This window comes from Brucella anthropi (assembly GCF_046630315.1).
Lineage (GTDB): Bacteria > Pseudomonadota > Alphaproteobacteria > Rhizobiales > Rhizobiaceae > Brucella > Brucella anthropi_A.
In genome coordinates, this window is sequence record NZ_LQBD01000005.1 from 129,594 (window position 1) to 150,008 (window position 20,415).

Below are 20,415 nucleotides of genomic sequence, written 5' to 3' on the forward strand. Positions count from 1 at the left end.
GTTTGCCAATATCGAAGTCATCATACCGGCTTCTTTCCGAATACCTTGATGTATTCCTCGACGCCGCCCTTGGCCAAAGCCTTGGCCTGCTTCACCCAGTCCTCACGCTCGATGCGACCGTGGAAGTTGAGATAACCGTCGACCCATTCGCGCTCGGCCTTCTTCCAGGAAGCGACCTGCCGGAAGGTGAAGATGCCCAGCTCATGCAGGGTTTCCTCGATCTTCGGACCGACGCCCGAGATCAGCTTCAGGTCGTCGACCGCTTCCGGGCGCTCCATGGCTTCCGGACGGTTCTTGTCGTCAAGCTTGACGCCCTGCCCGGCTTCGACCGATGCGGCCTTTTCGGCGGCATTGGAAACCTTGACCGGCGAAGGCGTCTTCAGCGCCGGATCGGTTTCCGGTGCGTTGGTGACAGGCTTTGCCGTGTTCGACGGCGTGGCCGCCTTGGCTTCGGCTTCCGCCTTGGCCTTGGCTTCCGCTTCGGCCTTCGCCTTGGCTGCTGCGGCGTCCGATGCCTTGCGGGTTTCAAGGCCGATCTTCTTGTAGTCCAGATCTTCGGTGAGCGACGTCAGGCCGTTGATCGGCTCGGACGTCACGCGACCGTCCTGCGGGCCCGGCTTGACCGTGTCGCCCTTGCCCGCTTCGAAAGCGTCGATGATTTCGGCAAGGCGTTCCGGCGTCAGGTCTTCATAGGCGTCCTTGAAGATCATGACCATCGGTGCATTGGCGCAGGCGCCCTGGCATTCCACCTCTTCCCACGACAGCGTGCCGTCGGCATTGAGCTCAAACGGGTCGTGGTTGATCTTGTGGCGGCAGACATCCATCAGCGCTTCCGAACCGCGCAGCATGCAGGGCGTGGTGCCGCAAACCTGGATGTGGGCGCGCGTGCCGACCGGCTTCAGCTGGAACTGCGTATAGAAGGTTGCCACTTCCAGAACGCGGATCAGCGGCATGTCGAGCATGGCGGCGACATATTCGATCGAAGCCTTCGTGACCCAGCCCTGCTGTTCCTGCGCTCGCATGAGCAGCGGAATGACAGCCGACTGCTGGCGGCCTTCGGGGAATTTTGCAATCGTCTTGCGCGCCCAAGCCTCATTTTCCGCGCTGAACGCGAAAGTAGCTGGCTGGACGGCATCATCTGCGAGACGGCGAACGGACATCAGCGGTCAACCTCACCAAACACGATATCGAGCGAGCCAAGAATTGCCGACACGTCGGCCAGCATATGGCCGCGGCACAGGAAATCCATGGCTTGAAGATGGGCAAAGCCCGGAGCGCGCAGCTTGCAGCGATAAGGCTTGTTGGAGCCGTCCGAGACGAGGAAGACGCCAAATTCGCCCTTCGGGGCTTCAACTGCCGCGTAAACTTCACCGGCAGGCACATGGTAGCCTTCCGTGTAAAGCTTGAAGTGATGGATGAGCGCTTCCATCGAACGCTTCATCTCGCCGCGCTTCGGCGGCACGATCTTGTTGTCGGTGTTGGAAACCGGACCGACGCGCTCCTTGCCGAGCAGGAGATCGACGCACTGGCGCATGATCTTGGCCGACTGGCGCATTTCTTCCATGCGGATCAGGTAACGGTCATAGCAGTCGCCGTTCTTGCCGACCGGAATGTCGAATTCCATCTCGTTGTAGCACTCGTAAGGCTGCGACTTGCGCAGATCCCATGCAGCGCCCGAACCGCGAACCATGACGCCCGAGAAGCCCCATGCCCATGCATCTTCCAGCGAAACCACGCCGATATCGACGTTGCGCTGCTTGAAAATGCGGTTGGGCGTGATGAGGTCATCGAGATTGTTGAGCGTGGTGAAGAACGGATCGATCCATTTGCCGATGTCTTCAACAAGCTGATCCGGCAGGTCCTGATGGACGCCGCCCGGACGGAAATAGGCGGCGTGCATGCGCGCGCCGCAGGCGCGTTCATAGAACACCATCAGCTTTTCGCGTTCCTCGAAGCCCCAGAGCGGCGGCGTCAGCGCGCCAACGTCCATGGCCTGCGTGGTCACGTTGAGAAGGTGGTTCAGGATACGGCCGATTTCCGAATAGAGAACGCGGATCACCTGGCCGCGCTTGGGCACATCGATGCCCAGCAGGCGTTCGACGGCAAGCGCATAGGCGTGCTCCTGGTTCATCGGCGCCACATAGTCGAGGCGGTCGAGATAAGGCACAGCCTGAAGATAGGTCTTGGCTTCCATCAGCTTTTCGGTGCCGCGATGCAGCAGACCGATATGCGGATCGACGCGCTCGACCACTTCGCCGTCGAGCTCCAGCACCAGACGCAGCACGCCGTGCGCGGCAGGGTGCTGCGGACCGAAGTTGATATTGAAATTGCGGACCTGAGTCTCAGCCATGTTCAGCTTCCTGTTTGGCTGCAAGAGCCGCCAAGAACTCCTCGCCGGTCATCCGGTGGGTGTCATTGGCAAAATCGTAATTCGCAGGCTTGTTATCGATGAAGATTTCTTCGGCGAAATGGAACCGTTCCGGCTCGGCGAAAGCCTGCATCGAAACGACCGTCATTCCATCATGGACACCGCGCCAGAACAGCGAAGAACCGCACGTCGTGCAGAAGCGGCGCTCGCCCCATTCCGAAGAGGAATAGGTCGTCAGGGCAGCCTCGTCCTCGATCTCGACGGACGTGCCGCAATTGACGGCCATGAATGTGCCGCCCGACCATTGCCGGCACATGCTGCAATGGCAGACATCCATCTCCATCTTGGCCGGAACGGCGGTGAATTTCACCGCTCCGCAAAGACATTGACCGTTCAATCTTTCGCCTGCGCCCATGAGTCTGTCCTCAGTTCGCCTTGGCTTTCTCGTCGCCCGGCAGAACGTAATCCGTTCCTTCCCATGGCGAGAGGAAGTCAAAATTGCGGAATTCCTGACGCAGCTGCACCGGCTCGTAGACGACGCGCTTCAGCTCGTCATTGTAACGAACCTCGACGAAGCCGGTCGTCGGGAAATCCTTGCGCAGCGGATGGCCTTCGAAACCATAGTCGGTCAGGATGCGGCGCAGGTCCGGATGGCCGGAGAACAGAACGCCGTACATGTCGTAGGTTTCGCGCTCGTACCATTCGGCGCCGACGAAGACCGAAACGGCCGACGGCACCAGCGTGTCCTCATCGGCCTGAACCTTGACGCGGATGCGCTGGTTCTGGCGCGGGGACATCAACTGGTAGACGACATCGAAGCGCTTTTCGCGCTGCGGATAGTCGACGCCCGAAATATCCGTCAGATTGACGAACTGGCACTGCACGTCGTCACGCAGGAAGGTCAGGACGCTGATGATGCTGGCGGCCGGAACCGACAGCGTCAGCTCGCCATAGGCCAGCTTCGCCTCCTCGATCGCGTCGCCGAGACGTTCCCTGATATAGCCGGAAAGTTCACCCAGAGCTTCTTCGCTCATGATCAAATGTCCTTTTCTTCGGCCTTAGCGTTCAATGGTGCCGGTGCGGCGGATCTTCTTCTGGAGAAGAAGAATGCCGTAAAGCAGCGCTTCGGCAGTCGGAGGGCAGCCCGGAACGTAGATATCGACCGGAACCACGCGATCACAGCCGCGCACCACCGAATAGGAATAGTGGTAGTAGCCGCCGCCATTGGCGCAGGAGCCCATCGAAATGACGTAACGCGGCTCCGGCATCTGGTCGTAGACCTTGCGCAGCGCAGGCGCCATCTTGTTGGTCAGCGTGCCGGCGACGATCATCACGTCGGACTGACGCGGTGAAGCGCGCGGCGCGATGCCGAAACGTTCGGCGTCGTAGCGCGGCATGGAAATATGCATCATCTCCACGGCGCAACATGCGAGGCCGAAGGTCATCCACATCAGCGAACCGGTGCGCGCCCAGGTGATCAGGGCATCGGCCGAGGTGACGATGAAGCCCTTGTCGGAAAGCTCGCTGTTCAGATCGTTGAAGAATGCATCGTCGGAACCGACAGGCTTGCCCGTGCGCGGGTCAAGAATGCCCTTCGGCTGCGGAGCCACGAGCGTCGTGGTGGCTGAGGTCAATCCCATTCCAGCGCTCCCTTCTTCCATTCATAGATGAAGCCGATGGTCAGAACGCCAAGGAACACCATCATCGACGCAAAGCCGAACCAGCCGATTTCACCGAAGGACACGGCCCACGGGAAAAGGAAGGCGACTTCCAGGTCGAAGATGATGAAGAGAATCGACACCAGATAGAAACGGATGTCGAACTTCATACGGGCGTCATCGAAGGCATTGAAGCCGCACTCGTAAGCGGAAAGCTTTTCGGGGTCGGGCTGTCTATAGGCGACAAGAAACGGTGCAACCAGGAGGGCTACACCAATTACCATCGCAATGCCGAGAAAGATGACGATCGGCAGGTAGGAACTTAAAAGCTCGTTCATGGTCCTTTATCCGGCTTGAATACGAGGCTGCGCCGCCTGTCATAAGCTTTTTGAAGCTGACGACCATGCGACACATTGCATCTGTTGCAACCTCGTCGCCCCAAGCAGCTTCAAAAGGCATGCCGTGCGAACTAAGCGCTTTTCGCCGGGACGGTTATCGCAGCGCGTGCGCAAGCGCAACCCCTCCGGCACGATCTATTGGGCAAAGACGAACCAAGATGCTTAACAACACATGGCATCAAGCCCGCTTATCCCACTGAAAAACCCTATAACATGAAAAGATCATAATTTCGTGAGGAAAACTTGCACGCTCTCCCCTGTCAAGCGGTCTTGTTCAGTGATTTGGCAGGCATTTGCAGCCGCCGCGCGGGGACGCCGGGCAAATGCCGGAAGAATCAATCGAACGGGAGTTCGGGTCGGCGCCCATTGGGGATAACTTACGGAGCAGCGGAAGCCGTCGCCCCCACCAGCCGCCCCGGCAGATACAGCACAAGCGACGCGGCGCCCATGATTGCGGAAGCGCCATCCGCCAGCACCGCCTCCCCGGATGGCCGGCCTTCACGCCCGTTCAGGGCATCCAGCGAAAGAGCGCCGTTGCGGACCAGCGCCATCAGCGACGGCGAGGACGCAAAGACATTATGCGCGCCGCCATCCAGATTGGTCGCGTCGATCACGGCTATTCCATATTTCTGGAGCGTCGGAATACTGGTCCCTTCCCCCACCCGCGCATGACCGCCCGTGATGAAGGAGGAGACACTGAGCGCGCGGTCGCTGCGCGATGTCATCACCGCTATCGGGTGCGGCAGGGGATCAATATCCCTGATCTGCCTTTCAAAGACATCGAGATCGATGTCGGGCGCCGCGAGCAGCAATGCCGTGATGCGGCGCAGCACATTCTTCTCGCCTTGCAGCGACAGGGTTCTCAGCGCTTCCATGGTGACGAAGCTGCCCATGGAATGCGCGACCAGAACGATGCGCTCCGCCTTGCTGCGGGCGACAAGCTCCAGCAAACGCGCCAGACCGTCGCGCGCGAAATTCGCGCTGTCGCGATCATAGACATAAAGGCCAAGATCCCCGCCCGATGGCCAGGCATATTCCACCGTCACCGAATTCATCTTGTAATCATGGACGAATTGCGCGGTGCGGAATGTGCTGTCGGCAAAATTATTGTTGTAGCCATGCACGAAGATGAGGATTTCCCTGTCCTTCGGGGCCCGTTTTTCAAGGGCGGCATTCAGTTGGGCGAGAAACTGGTCGGCATTGGCGTAGGGCTGGAATGCCGTCGCGGCGAAATGTTTGGCGGGGTTGGGCTTGTAGCCGGTCGACTCGACCTGCCCTCTCACATGGGCCGCCGGAATGCCGACATCGACCAGGGCAAAATTCAAGGTTTCCGAGCGCTTTGAATTGTAAGGCTGCGAGAAATCATCCGAGCGCTGGCGGGTTGTCGCCACATAGATGGGCACAATGGCCGCCGGCTTGGCGGGCTTGACGATGGCGGCCTCGGCAGCGGCGACCGATTGCGGGCTCGAATGCGGGCCGTGCCACAAAACCGCGCGGGGCGTGTCGCAGCCGGCGAGAATCAAAAACGTTGCAAGCACACCAAGAATAGCGCGTCGGGTCATCGGCAGCGATCCGTTCCTGTCATCCCGTCCCGTGCGATTGAAAACAGGAAATTCGTCCCAAGGCAATGCATCAGCCGGACGGCTGGCTGTTTGCCCACTCATATTCCCGCGACAGGACTGATCCATGCCGGTTAAAAAATTCCATTCGCGTTTGCGAATAAAGTTGGAATGGAACCGCCCCAAAAGGCGAAAGCCCTGCCAAGCCATGCCTTCATATCCAGACAGGGGGCGTTATCATGAAAAGCATAATCGGCGAGGACACAATAAGGAGGTCACGCATGAGCCATTATCTGCTCGCCAGCGGCGATCTTCTCGCCATTGCAGCGATCATTCTGTCGGTCGCCTATCTGTCGTGGAAGCAATTTTCCGAATAAAGCCGCATCACCGGCGGAACGGACGCGATCCGGCGCCACTTTCAAGTCAACGTTCAATCCAACGATCTGTTGAGAGGAAAGTGGCGCGAGTGACGGGGCTCGAACCCGCGACCTCCGGCGTGACAGGCCGGCACTCTAACCAACTGAGCTACACCCGCGCATTTTCCGGCAACCCTGAGGCTGCGTCGCACCGGCGTTTCCGTCCGGTGTGAGCGGTCGTTTAAGGGGTTCTCGAACACGTGTCAAGCACGTGTCTTGAGAAGAATTGCGATATTGGAAAAATCATTCACAGGAGTTTCAACACCCCTGCCCGGCCAATCATTATCTTGTCTTCATGCCTGCCCGAATCCCCTCGCGACGGGACCAAAAATCAGTCCGGTGAGGCGATTTTTGCGCGAGGACGGTTCGCGGCTTCGCAAGACATGTCGTGATTTGAAGAAAACAAAAGGCGGTAGCGCCACTTTCGTGTCAACATTCAATCTAACGATCTGTTGAGAGGAAAGTGGCGCGAGTGACGGGGCTCGAACCCGCGACCTCCGGCGTGACAGGCCGGCACTCTAACCAACTGAGCTACACCCGCGCATTTCTCCGCAACCCTGAGGCTGCGTCGCACCGGCGTTTCCGTCCGGTGTGAGCGGTCGTTTAAGGGGTTCTCGAACAAGTGTCAAGCAAGGCTTATGCAGAAAGAAAAAGATTTTTCATTTTTCCCTCCGAACACCCGATTTTCGGGGAATTTTCGGGGAATTTCAATGACATCTAATTTGTCCACACGCCCGGCCAAGCCGCCGGAATCACGCCATTCCCCAGAATCATCCACATCGGACGAACCGACGGCCCTCTCCGGCCTTGGTGGAATGGCGATTGCGGAACAGTCTTTGCTCACTTGATTTCATACCAACTGGTTGGTATTATATTGGGAGGAGCACAATCATGGCACGCAAGCAAAATCCCTCAACCCGGCCCAATCTGCTTGATGCGGCGTTGAGCGTCATTCGCACCAAGGGCTACACAGCCACGACGGTCGATGACATCTGCGCCGGCGCATCCGTGTCGAAAGGCGCTTTCTTTCATCATTTTTCCAGCAAGGAAGATCTGGCCGTCGCCGCGGCCAATTACTGGTCGCAGATGACGGGCGCCTTGTTCGCGAATGCCGATTATCACAAGGCGGATGATCCGCTTGAGCGCGTGCTGGCCTATGTCGAATTGCGCAAGCAGCTCATTCGGGGCGACCTGCCCGATTTCACCTGTCTTGCCGGCACCATGACGCAGGAGATCTATGCTACCAGTCCGGTGATCCGGGATGCCTGCTGGGACAGCATATCAAGCCACGCCGATACGCTGGTCCCCGACATCAGGGCCGCCATGGAGCGCCATGGCGGGATTGGCGCGGTCGGAGGCGCGTTCACCGCCGAAAGTCTCGCACTTCATATGCAGGCGGTCATTCAGGGGGCTTTCATCATCGCCAAGGCCAGCGGCGACCCGCTGCGTGCGGTGGAAAGCATCGATCATCTCAAGCGATATATAAGCCTGCTCTTCCAACCGCCTGCCAACCATTGAACCGAAACGACAAAGGAGGAAATCATGCCCAGCACCATTCGCCTGCACCGTGTATTCGCCGCCAAGCCGGAAAAACTCTATCGGGCATTTGTCGAGCCGGATGCGATCGCAAGCTGGCTGCCGCCCTACGGCTTCACCTGCACCGTCCACGCAATGGACGCAAAGGTCGGCGGCACCCACAAAATGTCGTTCCGCAATTTCACGACCGGACACAGCCATTCGTTCGGCGGCACATATGTCGAACTCGTTCCAGGGGAACGGCTGGTCTATACGGACAGTTTCGACGACCCGAACCTGCCGGGTGAAATGAAAGTCACAATCACATTGAAGGCTGTTTCGGTCGGAACGGAAATAAACATCGAACAGCAGGGCGTGCCCGATATCATTCCTGCTGAAGCCTGCTATCTCGGCTGGCAGGAAAGCCTCGACAAGCTCAAAAGGCTCGTGGAACCCGAAATCAACCCGTAATATCGTTCGGGCAATGGCGAGATGGAAAGGCGCCGCTGCCCCCCGGCACTGGACCTTGCAATAGGTCCATGCCGGTTGCGAGAGCGGCAATTCAAGGCGACCGCATCGCCATATCCGCCTTCAATCAGTTTGCAGCGGCTTTCGACGCAACGCCCTGAAGGTCCGACAGGTCGGCGACAATCGCCGCCGCCTCATCCCGCAGGACATCCTTGGCGTTCTTGCGGTTTTTTTCCAGCGCCATGTCGGCACTCAGGCTGCGCTCGTCGGACTGCAGGCCGTCGTCCTTGTTCTTATCGAAACCGTCATCCATCTCATTGCGCGATTTCAGGCGATTTTCCTGCGCCTGCATTTCGTTGCGGCGTTCGGTTTCATTGAGAGAAAGCGCCGATTTCGCGCGCTGTTTCTGCAATTCCGAGACATCGTCGACAAAAAGCTGGAATTCGGGATCTTTCTGCACACGCGCATCGTGCAGGGTTTGCAGTTGCGGCAGCAACGCCTTGACCTCCGCGAAGGACTTGTATTTCGCGGGCTTGACCTGCGTCCACGGCAAGGCGTTGTCGAAACTCGATTCGCCCACGGCCTTGAGATCAAACAGTCCCGGCAGGCTTATATCGGGTGTCACGCCGCGCAATTGCGTCGTGCCGCCATTGACGCGGAAGAACTGCGCGATGGTGAGTTTCAGCTCGCCGAACTTCGGAGTCGGATTACGGGCAACCTCATCGAGATCGACCACGGTTTGCACGGTGCCCTTGCCGAAGCTCGGCTCACCGATAACCACACCCCGGTCATAGTCCTGGATGGCCGCGGCAAAAATCTCGGATGCCGACGCCGAACCGCGATTGATGAGGACACCGAGCGGACCCTTCCAGGCGGGAGCAGCGGCATCGTCGCTTTCCACCTTGACCTCACCATTCGCGCTGCGCTGCTGCACCACCGGCCCCTTGCCAATGAAGAGGCCCGTCAGGTCGATGGCCTCGGACAACGAGCCGCCGCCATTGTTGCGAAGGTCGATCAGCACGCCGTCAACCTTTTCGTCCTTCAACTCCGCGATGAGCCTGGCGACATCGCGGCTGGCGCTGCGATAGTTCTTGTCGCCCTTTCGCCGCGCTTCGATATCCTCATAGAATGCCGGCAGGGTAATGACGCCGATCCTGCGGATGGCGTCACCATCCTTGACCGACAGCACCTTTTTCTGCGCCGCCTGCTTGTCGAGGCTGATCTTGTCGCGGACGAGACGGACGATATGGTGCTTGCCGTCCGGTCCGGCATCGGCCGGCAGAATATCGAGACGCACGACAGACCCCTTGTCGCCACGGATCAGCTGCACGACCTCATCGAGCCGTGTTCCGACGACTTCCTTGATCGGGCCTTCCTCGCCCTGCCCGACGCCGATGATGCGGTCGCCGACCGCAAGCTTTCCCGAAAGCTGTGCCGGACCGCCGGCCACGACTTCGCGGATCGTGGTGTAATCGTCCCTTTCCTGCAGGACCGCGCCGATGCCGACCAGCGAGAGCTTCATCGAAATATCGAATTCAGCCGAAGCGGCGGCACCGAAATAATCCGTATGCGGATCAACCGAGGTCGTATAAGCGGCCATGAAGAGCTGGAATACATCGTCGCTCTTGGACTTGTTGGTTCGCTCGATCGAGTTTTTATAGCGCTTGTCGAGCGTGTCGCGGATGGAAGAATCGTCCTTGCCCGCAAGCTTGAGGCGCAGCCAGTCGTTCTTGACCCGCTTGCGCCACAGATCGTTGGCTTCCGCTTCGGATTGGGGCCACGGCCCCTTGTCCCGGTGAAGCGGATAGCTTTCGTCGACGCTGAAATCGAACTTCTGGTTCAACAGGCCGCGCGCGTAAGTCATGTGATCGACAATGCGCTTTTCGTACACATTGAAAATGTCAAAGGGGATACTGAGATTTTCCTGCCTGATCGCGTCATCGATCCTGGTGCTGTCGCGCTTGAAGCGGTCGATATCGCTTTGCAGGAAAATAAGCCGGTCCGGATCGAGCGAATCGATGAAGCGATTCATGACCTCGGCCGAAAGCTTGTCGTCCAGCGGAAGAGGTTGATAATGAAAGCGCGTGAGAAATTCCGACGTCAGACGTGCAGCCTCCGCCTGCTGCTGCATTGGTTTCAGAACCGGGGGAGAACCGGCCTCCAAAGCATGGGCAGATGAAGCAATTGTCAGAAAAAGACAAACAAATCCCAGTTTTAAACGTTTCAAGCTTTATTCCATTTCTCAACGCTCGTCATCAAACGAGACTTATGTTGAGCAATTATGTTTTTTTGGCAACCGCGAAGTACAAGATAGTAACAAATGCGCTCTTGCTCCTGCCTTTTTTCCGTCCGTCCAAAGGGCGTTCCCGATGCGGACGCCGTCTGCCGGATCAGGTGAACCGCGGCCAGAAATTCCACTTTTCTTTGAGATACAACAAATCCGGTTCGCGCCTGTCATTCTAGAATGGTCCGAATGATGATGCGGCTGTCGTCATCATGCTTCGAAGCCTGACAGCCACGGAACAATACGATGTCGGCAGAACCTGTCTCAATGACCCCAGTAATCGATGTTCGCACCATTCCGCCCGTTTCGCGGCATGCCACGATCTTTTCGATGATCGATGCGCTTGATCCCGGCGAGGCGCTGGAAATCGTCAACGATCACGATCCGGTGCCGCTGCGCCGCCAGCTTGAAACCCGCAATCCCGGCCTGTTTTCATGGGTTTACAAGGAAACGGGGCCCTTGTGGCGGGTCGAGATCGGCCGCCGGAAAGGCCATCATGGCGCCGACCATGAATGCACCTGCGGCAATCACTGAAGTTTTATAGGCACGGTGCGGGACGAAAGAGATGATCGGCGCGACGCTTTCCCGTTGGACCCTGTCCTATTTCACCGCTTCGCTGGTTTTCCTCGTCTTCGCACTTGGCCTCATGGCAAGCGGTTTCGGCTTTCCGGGCCATGGGATTCGCGCGCCTGAAACGCTCATCATCGTGCATGCCGTCGCCATTGGATGGCTCGCCTTGCTGATGAGCGGCGCGCTTTTGCAATTCGTGCCGGTTCTGGTGAACAGGGCCCTGTGGGGAAGCCGGGGCAGCCTCCCCGCCTTGCTTCTGCTGGTCGCGGGCCTGTCCGGCCTGCTTGCCGGTTTTGCGGGCATGGCCGGGCTGATAGAGAGCCCGGCATGGTTGCTTCCCGCTTCCGGCATCCTGCTTGCCGGCGGATTTTCCATCATTTTCGCCATATTGGGCATGACGCTCTGGCTTGCGCGCCCGGTCGCCCTGCCCGCCCGTTTCGTCGCGGCGGGCATCTGCTGCCTTCTCGTCACCGCCTTGCTTGGCACGATATTCACCTTCGCGCTTTCGGGCTTCACGGAAGATACCGTTCTGCTCGATATTGCCGGAGCGGCCTTGCCGGCTCACGCCGCGCTTGGCCTTGGCGGCTGGATGACCTTTACCGCCATGGGCGTGAGCTACAGGCTGCTGACGATGTTCATGCTGTCGCCCGACGCCGTGCGGCGGACCACCGGAATCATATGGTGGGAAGGCGCGGCGGCGCTCACCATCCTCGCGGCCGGAGTTGTCGTGGTGGCCCTGGATATGGGATCGATGGAGATTGCGGTGACGGCAGCCCTCATTCCCGGCATTGCCTGTATTGCGCTCTATATCGTCGATATCCGGACGATCTACCGGCAGCGCAAGCGCAAGACGATAGAACTGAACAGCGCCGCCAGCATTCCGGCCTTCATCGCGCTCGGGCTCTCGCTCGTGCTGGCAATCGCCCTGTCCTTGACCGGCGCGACCGATCCGATGATCGGCGGACTTGTCTATCTGTTCACCTTTGGGTGGCTGACCGGCCTCAGCCTTGCCCAGCTCTACAAGATCATACCTTTCCTGACCTGGCTCGAATGTTACGGCCCCGTCATGGGCCGGGCTCCAACGCCGCGCGTGCAGGACATGGTCAGCGAACGGCGCGCGCGGCAATGGTTCGCGCTCTATTATACCGGTGTCGCCCTGGCGACGCTCGCCCTGATTGCCGGCTACCCAGCCGCATTTCGTCTGGCCGCGATCTTGAATCTCGCGGCAATCCTTGCCTTGATCATCCACTTCTTCCGCGCCCGACGGCTTCTCGATGTGCCGGACGGCATACGCCTGCCGAAAGGGGCAACCCGGCCGCATCTCATCTATGCGGGCGAACCAATTATCAGGAGATCGAAATGACACTCTCGGTTCAGGACATTTCGCACCATGTGCTGGACGTGCGCCCCTTCATCAAGGGCGGCGTGGAACCATTCAATGCCATCATGGAGGCGGTCGACGGCCTTTTGCCGGGGCAAGCGCTCCTGCTGATCGCACCGTTCAAACCCGCGCCGCTGTTCAGCGTCATGGAGCGGAAAGGGTTTGCCGCAACCCCCGAGCCGCTGGACAATGGCGACTGGCAGGTTCTGTTTACCCCCGCGACCGAGGCCGCACCCGAACTCAGCTTCTCCGGCAATGTCGTATCGCCGGATGCCTGGCCGGAGCCGTCGCGCTATCTCGATTGTACGGACATGCAGCCGCCGGAACCGCTGGTGTGCATTCTTGCCGAAGTGGAAGACATGGCGGCGGGTGACGTTCTGTTCGCGCTCCTGCACCGCGAGCCCTTGTTCCTCTTCCCCGAGCTTGAAAACCGCGGCCACGAATGGGTCGGCAATTTCGACGAGACCGGCGCCGCCTATCGTATCATGATCCGCGTCGGTGAGCCGGGGTGATGCCATGCAACAGGCGGCGCAGACCCATCTGGAAAAGCAGATCATCGACAGTCTTCGTCTGGTGCTCGATCCCGAACTCGGGTTCAACCTCGTCGACCTCGGCATGATCTATAGTATCGATGTCGCGGATGACGGATCGGTCAAGATCGACATGACCACAACGACACGCGGCTGCCCGGCGGCGGGTTTTCTCACCGATGCCGTTCGCGCCAGCGTCGAAACGGTCGAGGGCGTGCGCGCGGTCGAAGTCGAACTGACCTACGAACCGGAATGGATACCGGAAATGGCCCTGCCGGACGTGCAGGCGCGGTTCGCCCTCTGACCCCACATCCCGCCACGCATATGCCAGCCAGCGGACAGCGCAACTGTTCGCTGGCTTTTTATCGGGATGATGTGCTTCGCTTCGGCCTTTGATCCAGCGCAAACAAATCTCCATATTTATCAAGCGATAGCCTTATCCAACTGATATCAAACGATTTTTATTAGCATCATTTCCGCACAACCTTGATCGCAGTCAAGGAAGGGGTGCGCGTCTCTACCTATAGTCGAAGTGACAGAGCAGGACATGCTCGGTCCTATCGTAAAGGAGAGTATCGATGGCCGACCAGATGCAAATCAGCCGCCGCACCATACTGGCAGGAGCCGCCTTGGCCGGCGCTCTCGCCCCGGTTCTGGCAACCACATCCGCCTGGGGGAAAGGCGCTGTGAGAAAGGCAAGTGCGGCAGAAATAGCGGCACTTCCGCGCCAGAAAGTCGAATTGGTGGACCCTCCCTTCGTGCACGCCCACAGTCAGGTTGCGGAAGGCGGACCCAAGGTGTTCGAATTCACTATGGTGATCGAGGAAAAGAAGATCGTCATCGACGATGTGGGCACGGAAGTCCATGCCATGGCGTTCAACGGCACGGTGCCGGGGCCGCTGATGGTCGTGCATCAGGATGATTATGTCGAGCTGACCCTCATCAACCCCGAAACCAACACGCTGATGCACAATATCGATTTCCATGCGGCAACGGGCGCATTGGGCGGCGGCGGGCTGACCGAAATCAATCCGGGGGAGAAGACCATCCTGCGCTTCAAGGCAACCAAGCCCGGCGTCTTCGTCTATCACTGCGCACCTCCCGGAATGGTTCCGTGGCATGTCGTGTCGGGCATGAACGGCGCCGTCATGGTGCTGCCGCGCGAGGGGCTGCATGACGGCAAGGGTAAAGCGCTGACCTATGACAAGGTTTATTATGTCGGCGAACAGGATTTCTATGTGCCGCGCGACGAAAACGGCAATTACAAGAAATATGATGCACCCGGCGATGCCTATGAGGACACGGTCAAGGTCATGCGCACGCTGACGCCAACCCATGTCGTGTTCAACGGCGCTGTCGGCGCGCTGACCGGCGACAAGGCCATGACGGCAGAAGTGGGCGAAAAGGTCCTGATCATCCATTCGCAGGCCAATCGCGATACCAGGCCGCATCTGATCGGAGGCCATGGGGACTATGTCTGGGCGACCGGCAAGTTCAACACGCCGCCCGATGTCGATCAGGAAACCTGGTTCATTCCCGGCGGTGCCGCGGCAGCAGCCCTTTACACTTTCCAGCAGCCCGGCATCTACGCCTATGTCAACCACAACCTGATCGAGGCCTTTGAACTCGGCGCTGCGGCCCATTTCAAGGTCACGGGTGAATGGAACGACGACCTGATGACATCGGTTCTGGCGCCATCCGGCACGTAAAGCAAAAAGCATGAAGGCGCTTCGCCTCCCAGAGCGCCTTTGGCTGAAACTTCCCCAATGATGCTTCAGGATGAAAGGCTTGGGCTGCATCCATCTGCCTCCCGGATGGATGCCGTCCCTCGATACCCGATGAACGAAAGCAAAGGAAAGAAGCGCCTGCGTGAGCTTGCCGTGGCCGTTCCGGCGGTTCTGCTGGCCGTTGTCGCAGGCCTGTTTGTCGTCGATGCCGTCGGGCGTCCGGGCCGGGCGATACCGGACACATCGATTGCCGGTCCCGAAACGATCCTCATCGCGCCGCGCACCATGACCTATCGCGAGGATGGCGATTTTCAGAAGAACAATTATCCCGTCGATGCGCCATTGACCACGCGCAAGCTGCAACGGGCCTTCGAGATCATGAAGTACCAGGTCAGCACGGCCGACTACGAGCGCTGCGTTGCCGACGGCGATTGCCAGCCCGCCGAAGCCCTGCCGCACAATCACGATGGACCGGATGCCGATGGCCCGGTCGTCGGCGTCAGCTATGACGATGCGCAGAATTATGCCGACTGGCTCTCCCGCAAGACCGGGGAGATCTGGCGCCTGCCCACCGACGAGCAATGGGCTTTCGCGGCAGGCTCGCGCTTTCCAGATGATGCGCTTGGCGTCGAGGACGAGGCTGCGGCCAATCCGGCGCTGCGCTGGCTCAGAGACTATGAAAAGCAGAGCGCCCGCAAGCAGGACCGGAACCCCGCCAGACGCCCCGCAGGCGCATTCGGCGTCAACGAACTGGGCGTGGCCGACATTGCGGGCAATGTGTGGGAATGGACCCAGACCTGCCACCGCCGCGTCAATATCGATGCCTATGGCAAGCAGGTTGCGGAAATGCCGGCTTGCGGCGTCTATGTCGTCAATGGCAAGCACCGCGCGGCCATGAGTTCGTTCATTCGCAACCCCAAAACCGGCGGATGCAGCGTCGGCGTGCCGCCCGACAATCTCGGTTTCCGGCTGGTGCGCGACAATCGCTGGCATGCCCTGGTGTGGAAGCGCATCCAGAACATCGGCGCATGAGGGATTAATTGTGAATGCCCGATCCCCGGCCCCGAAAACAATTCCAAGCCCGCTTTGCTGTGCTAAGGTGAATGCGTGGTCCTGGAGTGTGAGAAACGCAATGTCCATCATAGATCGCGGGCTTGTCAGGAAACTGTCATTGTTCGCAAAAATGAGTGATAGCGAACTCGATAAGCTTGTTTCCTATGCCTCTATAAAGCGCATTCCTCCCGGAGAGGCGATTTTCGAACAGGGCGATGAGGCCATTCTTTTCTATCTCCTCCTGCACGGGCGATTGAAGGTCAATCAGGTGACGCCGGACGGACAGCAGATCATCGTCCGCATGGTGCATCCGGGCGATCTTTTCGGCTTTGCCAGGGCCTTGCAGAGAAGCGATTATCCCGGCACCGCGATCGCCGTCGCGGAAAGCATCGTGCTTGCCTGGCCGACGGAGCTTTGGGACTATTTCGTGGAACAGAATCCGGGCCTGGCCATGAATGCCATCCAGACCATCGGCAAGAGGCTGGAAGAAGCCCATACCCGCATCCGCGAAATGTCGACGGAGGAAGTGGAGCGGCGCGTCGCACACACGGTCCTGCGCCTTGCCCGCCATGCCGGACGCAAAGAAGAAGACGGTATTCGCATCGATTTTCCGATCACCAAGCAGGATATTGCCGAGATGACGGGAACGACGCTGCATACGGTGTCGCGCATCCTCAGCGGCTGGGAAGCGCAGGGATTTGTGCGCGGCGGACGCCAGAAGCTGACGGTCCTCAATATGGCGGGCGTGCGGCGGCTTGCCGACGGCGAGCCAAAATAACGGCGAAAACATAAAGCGCCGGGCGAAAAACGCCCGGCGCCAATCCATTAAATTGAAATAAAAACAATCTGTTGAGAATATTTCTTATCAATGCGATTCGGAATAATGCCTTCGCATCATCCGAAGACTTCGCGTTCCTCGTATTTCGCGGCCAAAAGCGCCTCTATCATCAGCTTTTCCGACAGGATATGGCGGCGCACGCTCTCCATGAAGCCGCGCAGCATGTATGAAACCGTGTCGGAAGCGAGCTTGCTGCGCCTTTCCGCAATCGCGGTCAGGGTCTGCGACAATTCCTCGGCGGCCAGCCGGTCACAACGATGTTCTGCCTTCAGCCGTTCGATGATGGCATTGGCAAAATGGGAATGGGCCTGCCGGCTGAAATCGGGAAAAAGCACCTCTTCCTCCAGCGCATGGGCTTCGCCGACAAGACGGGGAATGAGCGTGGCGATGCGCCGATATTCCGGCATCGACGCGCTGGATTCGAGATCGCCCGCGATTTCCTCCAACTGGAGACACAGTTCCAGAAGGTCATGATGGTGCGCTTCAAGGCGGCTGATGTCGGTCGCGTGCAGGGCTGGCGGCGTGTCCATGACTTCCTGGCTCACTATTGACCGAGGAAAAGAACGGCTGCGATCACGATGGAGGCGGCAACCGCGGACAGCGTGCCCGCGCCCTGCAAGGCCCCCATGCGATAAAGAACCAGCGAGAAGCCGATGATCGCCGGCGTGGCGACCATGAGACCGATCTGTGCATCCGTCATGGAAATTTCCTTTGCTCTGACCGGCATAGAATGTCGCGCCCGACGCATTTCTTCTTTGCCAAAACGCAAAGAAGGCCAAAACTGCCAGCGCTAGGCATGTGCCATGTCTGGAATTGAACATATGGCCGTAACGGCAACAGAGCCGGGGGATCGCGCAGCAGACGATCTCCTGCTCTGGATTCTCGTGTGGAGCGAACTCATCGCCTTCGCAATCCTGCTCACAGCCTTCATGGTGATGTCGGTGATCGATGTGGAAGGGGTTGCGCAGTTGCGCGCGCATCTGAGCCCCGGTCTCGCGGCAACCAACACGGTCGTGCTGCTGATGAGCGGCTGGCAGGCGGCGATTGCCGTGCGCAGGCGCAACACCATAAATCAGGTTCGCCGACCGCTGTTATGTGCCGCCTTTTTCGGCCTTGTTTTCGTGGCGATCAAGCTTGTCGAATATTCGCACGAAATCCGCTTTGCGGGCGATGCGGCTGCCGGGTCATTCTTTGAGCTTTATTTTCTCCTGACCGGGTTTCACCTTCTGCATGTGCTGTTCGGCTCGGTCGTGCTGGCACTCGTCGCATGGCGACCGACCAGCGCCAATGTTCTGCTGATCACGACGCTCTGGCATGCCATCGACCTTGTATGGCTGGTGATGTTTCCCGTTCTTTATCTCGCTTGAGGCCCGCAGTGTCCGATCGCAATGCCCCTTCGCTCAACCGCACATTCATCATTCTGATTCTGCTGGCTGTGAGCGGCGCCGCCATCGCAGCCACCAGCGGCGGAATGCTCTGGGCCATCGTCATCGTGTTGATTCTGGCTTTTGCCAAAGGCTGGTATGTCATTCTCGATTTCATGGAAATGCGCGGAACCGACGGCCTGCTGAAGCCTGCCCTTCTGGCCTGGCCCGCCATTTTGCTGGCGCTTGCGCTGGCGCGCTCCATCATTGTCCGTGTTCTCTTCTGAACATCTGTATTGGTCTTTGCCAAATCGCAAAGAAGGCTTTCCCCCGACCGATAGAACAGTCCCGTCCCGTGATGCCGGCGAGGGGTTGACCAGCCGCATTATCGACGGGGGGATTTGTTGCCGGGGCCTTGTCCCCCGGCATATGAAAGGACGAAGGGATGGCAGAACGCCTAACCAAGACCGGCGCACGAAACGTCTTCTATGGCGGGTCTATTTTCTTTTTCGCGATCTTCGTGGGGCTGACGGCGCACAGCCACTATTACATGAAAACAACCTCCACGGATGAATCCACGCTGACGGCCTCGGTCGCGCGCGGCAAGCACATCTGGGAGAAAAACTCCTGCATCAACTGTCACACGCTGCTGGGTGAAGGCGCCTATTTCGCGCCCGAACTTGGCAATGTCTGGAAGCGCTGGGGCGGCGAAGAAGACCCCGAAGGCGCACGCGAGACGATGAAAGCCTGGATGCAGTCCCAGCCGACGGGAATCGAAGGGCGTCGCCAGATGCCCCAGTTCAACCTGAGCGAACAGGAACTCAACGATCTGGCTGATTTCCTCGAATGGACCAGCCGCATCAAGACGCAGGACTGGCCGCCCAACGAGGCAGGCTGAGCGCGGGATGAACGGAGTTACACATTATGAAATATGAAAGCCAAAAGGTCGCGATGCTCTATTTTTATGGAGCGCTCGTCCTGTTCCTCGCGCAGGTTGCGTTCGGCGTGCTCGCCGGTACGATCTATGTTCTGCCCAATACGCTGTCCGAGCTCCTGCCCTTCAACATCGTGCGCATGATCCATACCAATGCGCTGGTGGTCTGGCTTTTGATGGGGTTCATGGGCTCGACCTATTACCTCCTGCCGGAAGAAACCGAAACCGAACTTTACAGCACCAAACTTGCCGTCATCCAGTTCTGGCTGTTTTTCGTGGCTGCGGCCATCGCTGTCGTCGGCTATCTGTTCCATATTCACGAGGGGCGTGAATTTCTCGAACAGCCCTTCATCATCAAGGTCGGCATCGTCGTCGTCTGCCTGATCTTCCTGTTCAACATCACGCTGACGGCGCTCAAGGGCCGCAAGACCACCGTGACCAACATTCTCCTGTTCGGTCTGTGGGGGCTGGCGCTGTTCTTCCTGTTCGCCTTCTATAATCCGATCAATCTCGCGCTCGACAAGCTCTACTGGTGGTATGTCATCCATCTTTGGGTTGAAGGCGTGTGGGAACTCATCATGGCGTCGATCCTCGCCTTCCTGATGATCAAGCTCAACGGCATCGACCGCGAAGTCGTCGAAAAATGGCTCTATGTCATTGTCGGCCTTGCCCTGTTCTCCGGCATTCTCGGCACCGGCCACCATTATTACTGGATCGGCGCCCCCGGTTACTGGCAGTGGATCGGTTCGCTGTTCTCGACACTGGAAGTGGCTCCGTTCTTCACCATGGTCATCTTTACCTTCGTGATGACATGGAAGGCCGGCCGCAAACATCCAAACCGCGCCGCCCTTCTGTGGTCCATCGGCTGTTCGGTCATGGCCTTCTTCGGCGCGGGCGTATGGGGCTTCCTGCACACGCTGTCGTCGGTCAACTATTACACCCACGGCACGCAGCTGACCGCCGCCCACGGGCACCTCGCCTTCTTCGGCGCCTATGTCATGCTCAATCTCGCCGTCATGGCCTATGCGATACCGGAAATCCGCGGGCGTGCGCCCTATAACCAGATGCTCTCCATGGTGAGCTTCTGGACCATGTGCACCGCCATGTCGGTGATGACCTTCGCGCTCACCTTCGCGGGCGTCGTCCAGACCCATCTCCAGCGTGTGCTCGGAGAAGCATTCATGACCGTGCAGGATCAGCTGGCCGTATTCTACTGGATACGCCTCGGTTCCGGTGTCGTGGTGGTGATCTCGGCCTTCATGTTCATCTGGGCCGTGCTGGTTCCGGGCAAGGCGCGCCGTGAAACCACAAAGGCCCTGATACAGCCCGCCGAATGATCGTTATCGACATCG

General features: G+C 58.8%; 24 protein-coding genes and 2 tRNA genes. 13 read left to right on the plus strand and 13 right to left on the minus strand.

Annotated features, from left to right (window positions below; all coding sequences use genetic code 11):
* Positions 1 to 20: 20 nt before the first annotated feature.
* The 10 genes from AVM02_RS03875 to AVM02_RS03920 form a co-directional block, all read right to left on the minus strand.
* Positions 21 to 1,160 carry an NADH-quinone oxidoreductase subunit E gene (locus AVM02_RS03875; protein WP_411505704.1) on the minus strand — a complete coding sequence of 380 codons (1,140 nt, stop codon included), beginning with the start codon at positions 1,158 to 1,160 and terminating at the stop codon, positions 21 to 23.
* Positions 1,160 to 2,350, minus strand: a complete 1,191-nt coding sequence (locus AVM02_RS03880) for an NADH-quinone oxidoreductase subunit D (RefSeq protein WP_411505705.1) — start codon at positions 2,348 to 2,350, stop codon at positions 1,160 to 1,162. The genes AVM02_RS03875 and AVM02_RS03880 overlap by 1 nt, the downstream gene beginning before the upstream one ends.
* Complete coding sequence (locus AVM02_RS03885) at positions 2,343 to 2,783, minus strand: GFA family protein (RefSeq protein ID WP_411505706.1); 441 nt, start codon at positions 2,781 to 2,783, stop codon at positions 2,343 to 2,345. Before AVM02_RS03885 ends, AVM02_RS03880 begins: the two co-directional genes overlap by 8 nt.
* A gap of 10 nt (positions 2,784 to 2,793) precedes the next feature.
* Entirely contained in the window at positions 2,794 to 3,402 is a 609-nt protein-coding gene (locus tag AVM02_RS03890; protein ID WP_411505707.1) for an NADH-quinone oxidoreductase subunit C, read from the minus strand.
* Positions 3,403 to 3,426: 24 nt separating this feature from the next.
* A complete protein-coding gene (locus AVM02_RS03895; protein WP_411505708.1) occupies positions 3,427 to 4,008 on the minus strand; it encodes a NuoB/complex I 20 kDa subunit family protein in 582 nt (193 codons plus the stop codon).
* On the minus strand, positions 3,999 to 4,364 hold the full coding sequence (locus tag AVM02_RS03900) for an NADH-quinone oxidoreductase subunit A (protein ID WP_006466588.1): 366 nt from the start codon (positions 4,362 to 4,364) through the stop codon (positions 3,999 to 4,001). Before AVM02_RS03900 ends, AVM02_RS03895 begins: the two co-directional genes overlap by 10 nt.
* A 437-nt stretch (positions 4,365 to 4,801) precedes the next feature.
* Positions 4,802 to 5,986, minus strand: coding sequence for an alpha/beta hydrolase (locus AVM02_RS03905; RefSeq protein WP_411505709.1), 1,185 nt, complete (start codon positions 5,984 to 5,986; stop codon positions 4,802 to 4,804).
* 455 nt (positions 5,987 to 6,441) lie between these two features.
* Positions 6,442 to 6,518: transfer RNA gene (locus tag AVM02_RS03910), tRNA-Asp, on the minus strand.
* A gap of 345 nt (positions 6,519 to 6,863) precedes the next feature.
* A tRNA-Asp gene (locus AVM02_RS03915) sits at positions 6,864 to 6,940 on the minus strand.
* A gap of 84 nt (positions 6,941 to 7,024) precedes the next feature.
* Complete coding sequence (locus AVM02_RS03920; protein ID WP_411505710.1) at positions 7,025 to 7,243, minus strand: hypothetical protein; 219 nt, start codon at positions 7,241 to 7,243, stop codon at positions 7,025 to 7,027.
* A gap of 47 nt (positions 7,244 to 7,290) precedes the next feature.
* Between AVM02_RS03920 and AVM02_RS03925 the strand changes: the two genes are divergently transcribed.
* Together AVM02_RS03925 and AVM02_RS03930 are read left to right on the plus strand one after the other, a co-directional pair.
* Positions 7,291 to 7,917 (plus strand): TetR/AcrR family transcriptional regulator, encoded by a 627-nt coding sequence (locus AVM02_RS03925; RefSeq protein ID WP_411505711.1) that lies wholly within the window; start codon positions 7,291 to 7,293, stop codon positions 7,915 to 7,917.
* A gap of 24 nt (positions 7,918 to 7,941) precedes the next feature.
* The gene (locus AVM02_RS03930) at positions 7,942 to 8,385 is read left to right on the plus strand and encodes an SRPBCC family protein (protein ID WP_411505712.1); all 444 of its coding nucleotides are present in this window, start codon (positions 7,942 to 7,944) and stop codon (positions 8,383 to 8,385) included.
* Between the two features lie 124 nt (positions 8,386 to 8,509).
* Here AVM02_RS03930 and AVM02_RS03935 read toward each other — a convergent pair whose 3' ends face one another.
* Entirely contained in the window at positions 8,510 to 10,513 is a 2,004-nt protein-coding gene (locus AVM02_RS03935) for a carboxy terminal-processing peptidase (RefSeq protein WP_411505713.1), read from the minus strand.
* Positions 10,514 to 10,912: 399 nt separating this feature from the next.
* Here AVM02_RS03935 and AVM02_RS03940 point away from each other — a divergent pair, with 399 nt between their 5' ends.
* The 7 genes from AVM02_RS03940 (at position 10,913) to AVM02_RS03970 (ending at position 16,705) form a co-directional block, all read left to right on the plus strand.
* A complete protein-coding gene (locus AVM02_RS03940; RefSeq protein ID WP_411505714.1) occupies positions 10,913 to 11,200 on the plus strand; it encodes a DUF2249 domain-containing protein in 288 nt (95 codons plus the stop codon).
* A gap of 31 nt (positions 11,201 to 11,231) precedes the next feature.
* The gene (locus tag AVM02_RS03945; protein ID WP_411505715.1) at positions 11,232 to 12,599 is read left to right on the plus strand and encodes a hypothetical protein; all 1,368 of its coding nucleotides are present in this window, start codon (positions 11,232 to 11,234) and stop codon (positions 12,597 to 12,599) included.
* Entirely contained in the window at positions 12,596 to 13,129 is a 534-nt protein-coding gene (locus tag AVM02_RS03950) for a DUF2249 domain-containing protein (protein ID WP_411505716.1), read from the plus strand. Before AVM02_RS03945 ends, AVM02_RS03950 begins: the two co-directional genes overlap by 4 nt.
* A 4-nt stretch (positions 13,130 to 13,133) precedes the next feature.
* Complete coding sequence (locus AVM02_RS03955; RefSeq protein WP_411505717.1) at positions 13,134 to 13,451, plus strand: metal-sulfur cluster assembly factor; 318 nt, start codon at positions 13,134 to 13,136, stop codon at positions 13,449 to 13,451.
* A gap of 274 nt (positions 13,452 to 13,725) precedes the next feature.
* Positions 13,726 to 14,856 (plus strand): copper-containing nitrite reductase, encoded by a 1,131-nt coding sequence (gene nirK / locus AVM02_RS03960; RefSeq protein ID WP_411505718.1) that lies wholly within the window; start codon positions 13,726 to 13,728, stop codon positions 14,854 to 14,856.
* A 129-nt stretch (positions 14,857 to 14,985) separates the two neighbouring features.
* Positions 14,986 to 15,906, plus strand: coding sequence for an SUMF1/EgtB/PvdO family nonheme iron enzyme (locus AVM02_RS03965; RefSeq protein ID WP_411505719.1), 921 nt, complete (start codon positions 14,986 to 14,988; stop codon positions 15,904 to 15,906).
* Between the two features lie 100 nt (positions 15,907 to 16,006).
* Positions 16,007 to 16,705 (plus strand): Crp/Fnr family transcriptional regulator, encoded by a 699-nt coding sequence (locus AVM02_RS03970; RefSeq protein WP_411505720.1) that lies wholly within the window; start codon positions 16,007 to 16,009, stop codon positions 16,703 to 16,705.
* A gap of 116 nt (positions 16,706 to 16,821) precedes the next feature.
* On the opposite strand, the gene AVM02_RS03975 is transcribed toward AVM02_RS03970, so the two are convergent.
* Together AVM02_RS03975 and AVM02_RS03980 are read right to left on the minus strand one after the other, a co-directional pair.
* Positions 16,822 to 17,295, minus strand: a complete 474-nt coding sequence (locus AVM02_RS03975; protein ID WP_411505721.1) for a hemerythrin domain-containing protein — start codon at positions 17,293 to 17,295, stop codon at positions 16,822 to 16,824.
* 14 nt (positions 17,296 to 17,309) lie between these two features.
* Complete coding sequence (locus tag AVM02_RS03980; RefSeq protein ID WP_010660610.1) at positions 17,310 to 17,465, minus strand: hypothetical protein; 156 nt, start codon at positions 17,463 to 17,465, stop codon at positions 17,310 to 17,312.
* 103 nt (positions 17,466 to 17,568) lie between these two features.
* Between AVM02_RS03980 and AVM02_RS03985 the strand changes: the two genes are divergently transcribed.
* From AVM02_RS03985 to AVM02_RS04000, 4 genes are all read left to right on the plus strand, one after another.
* Positions 17,569 to 18,132 carry a cytochrome c oxidase subunit 3 gene (locus tag AVM02_RS03985; RefSeq protein WP_411505722.1) on the plus strand — a complete coding sequence of 188 codons (564 nt, stop codon included), beginning with the start codon at positions 17,569 to 17,571 and terminating at the stop codon, positions 18,130 to 18,132.
* A gap of 8 nt (positions 18,133 to 18,140) precedes the next feature.
* The gene (locus AVM02_RS03990) at positions 18,141 to 18,416 is read left to right on the plus strand and encodes a cytochrome C oxidase subunit IV family protein (protein ID WP_411505723.1); all 276 of its coding nucleotides are present in this window, start codon (positions 18,141 to 18,143) and stop codon (positions 18,414 to 18,416) included.
* Between the two features lie 158 nt (positions 18,417 to 18,574).
* Positions 18,575 to 19,027: a c-type cytochrome gene (locus AVM02_RS03995; RefSeq protein ID WP_411505724.1), complete on the plus strand. Its 453-nt coding sequence runs from the start codon at positions 18,575 to 18,577 to the stop codon at positions 19,025 to 19,027.
* 26 nt (positions 19,028 to 19,053) lie between these two features.
* Positions 19,054 to 20,400 (plus strand): cbb3-type cytochrome c oxidase subunit I, encoded by a 1,347-nt coding sequence (locus tag AVM02_RS04000; protein WP_411505725.1) that lies wholly within the window; start codon positions 19,054 to 19,056, stop codon positions 20,398 to 20,400.
* The last annotated feature ends 15 nt before the right edge of the window (positions 20,401 to 20,415 follow it).

What these genes read in the sequence shown, in the direction of transcription:
- AVM02_RS03875 (WP_411505704.1), bottom strand. Translation starts at nt 1,160, where the DNA reads ATGTCCGTTCGCCGTCTCGCAGATGATGCCGTCCAGCCAGCTACTTTC.
- AVM02_RS03880 (WP_411505705.1), bottom strand. Translation starts at nt 2,350, where the DNA reads ATGGCTGAGACTCAGGTCCGCAATTTCAATATCAACTTCGGTCCGCAG.
- AVM02_RS03885 (WP_411505706.1), bottom strand. Translation starts at nt 2,783, where the DNA reads ATGGGCGCAGGCGAAAGATTGAACGGTCAATGTCTTTGCGGAGCGGTG.
- AVM02_RS03890 (WP_411505707.1), bottom strand. Translation starts at nt 3,402, where the DNA reads ATGAGCGAAGAAGCTCTGGGTGAACTTTCCGGCTATATCAGGGAACGT.
- AVM02_RS03895 (WP_411505708.1), bottom strand. Translation starts at nt 4,008, where the DNA reads ATGGGATTGACCTCAGCCACCACGACGCTCGTGGCTCCGCAGCCGAAG.
- AVM02_RS03900 (WP_006466588.1), bottom strand. Translation starts at nt 4,364, where the DNA reads ATGAACGAGCTTTTAAGTTCCTACCTGCCGATCGTCATCTTTCTCGGC.
- AVM02_RS03905 (WP_411505709.1), bottom strand. Translation starts at nt 5,986, where the DNA reads ATGACCCGACGCGCTATTCTTGGTGTGCTTGCAACGTTTTTGATTCTC.
- AVM02_RS03925 (WP_411505711.1), top strand. Translation starts at nt 7,291, where the DNA reads ATGGCACGCAAGCAAAATCCCTCAACCCGGCCCAATCTGCTTGATGCG.
- AVM02_RS03930 (WP_411505712.1), top strand. Translation starts at nt 7,942, where the DNA reads ATGCCCAGCACCATTCGCCTGCACCGTGTATTCGCCGCCAAGCCGGAA.
- AVM02_RS03935 (WP_411505713.1), bottom strand. Translation starts at nt 10,513, where the DNA reads ATGCAGCAGCAGGCGGAGGCTGCACGTCTGACGTCGGAATTTCTCACG.
- AVM02_RS03940 (WP_411505714.1), top strand. Translation starts at nt 10,913, where the DNA reads ATGTCGGCAGAACCTGTCTCAATGACCCCAGTAATCGATGTTCGCACC.
- AVM02_RS03945 (WP_411505715.1), top strand. Translation starts at nt 11,232, where the DNA reads ATGATCGGCGCGACGCTTTCCCGTTGGACCCTGTCCTATTTCACCGCT.
- AVM02_RS03950 (WP_411505716.1), top strand. Translation starts at nt 12,596, where the DNA reads ATGACACTCTCGGTTCAGGACATTTCGCACCATGTGCTGGACGTGCGC.
- AVM02_RS03955 (WP_411505717.1), top strand. Translation starts at nt 13,134, where the DNA reads ATGCAACAGGCGGCGCAGACCCATCTGGAAAAGCAGATCATCGACAGT.
- nirK (WP_411505718.1), top strand. Translation starts at nt 13,726, where the DNA reads ATGGCCGACCAGATGCAAATCAGCCGCCGCACCATACTGGCAGGAGCC.
- AVM02_RS03965 (WP_411505719.1), top strand. Translation starts at nt 14,986, where the DNA reads ATGAACGAAAGCAAAGGAAAGAAGCGCCTGCGTGAGCTTGCCGTGGCC.
- AVM02_RS03970 (WP_411505720.1), top strand. Translation starts at nt 16,007, where the DNA reads ATGTCCATCATAGATCGCGGGCTTGTCAGGAAACTGTCATTGTTCGCA.
- AVM02_RS03975 (WP_411505721.1), bottom strand. Translation starts at nt 17,295, where the DNA reads ATGGACACGCCGCCAGCCCTGCACGCGACCGACATCAGCCGCCTTGAA.
- AVM02_RS03980 (WP_010660610.1), bottom strand. Translation starts at nt 17,465, where the DNA reads ATGACGGATGCACAGATCGGTCTCATGGTCGCCACGCCGGCGATCATC.
- AVM02_RS03985 (WP_411505722.1), top strand. Translation starts at nt 17,569, where the DNA reads ATGTCTGGAATTGAACATATGGCCGTAACGGCAACAGAGCCGGGGGAT.
- AVM02_RS03995 (WP_411505724.1), top strand. Translation starts at nt 18,575, where the DNA reads ATGGCAGAACGCCTAACCAAGACCGGCGCACGAAACGTCTTCTATGGC.
- AVM02_RS04000 (WP_411505725.1), top strand. Translation starts at nt 19,054, where the DNA reads ATGAAATATGAAAGCCAAAAGGTCGCGATGCTCTATTTTTATGGAGCG.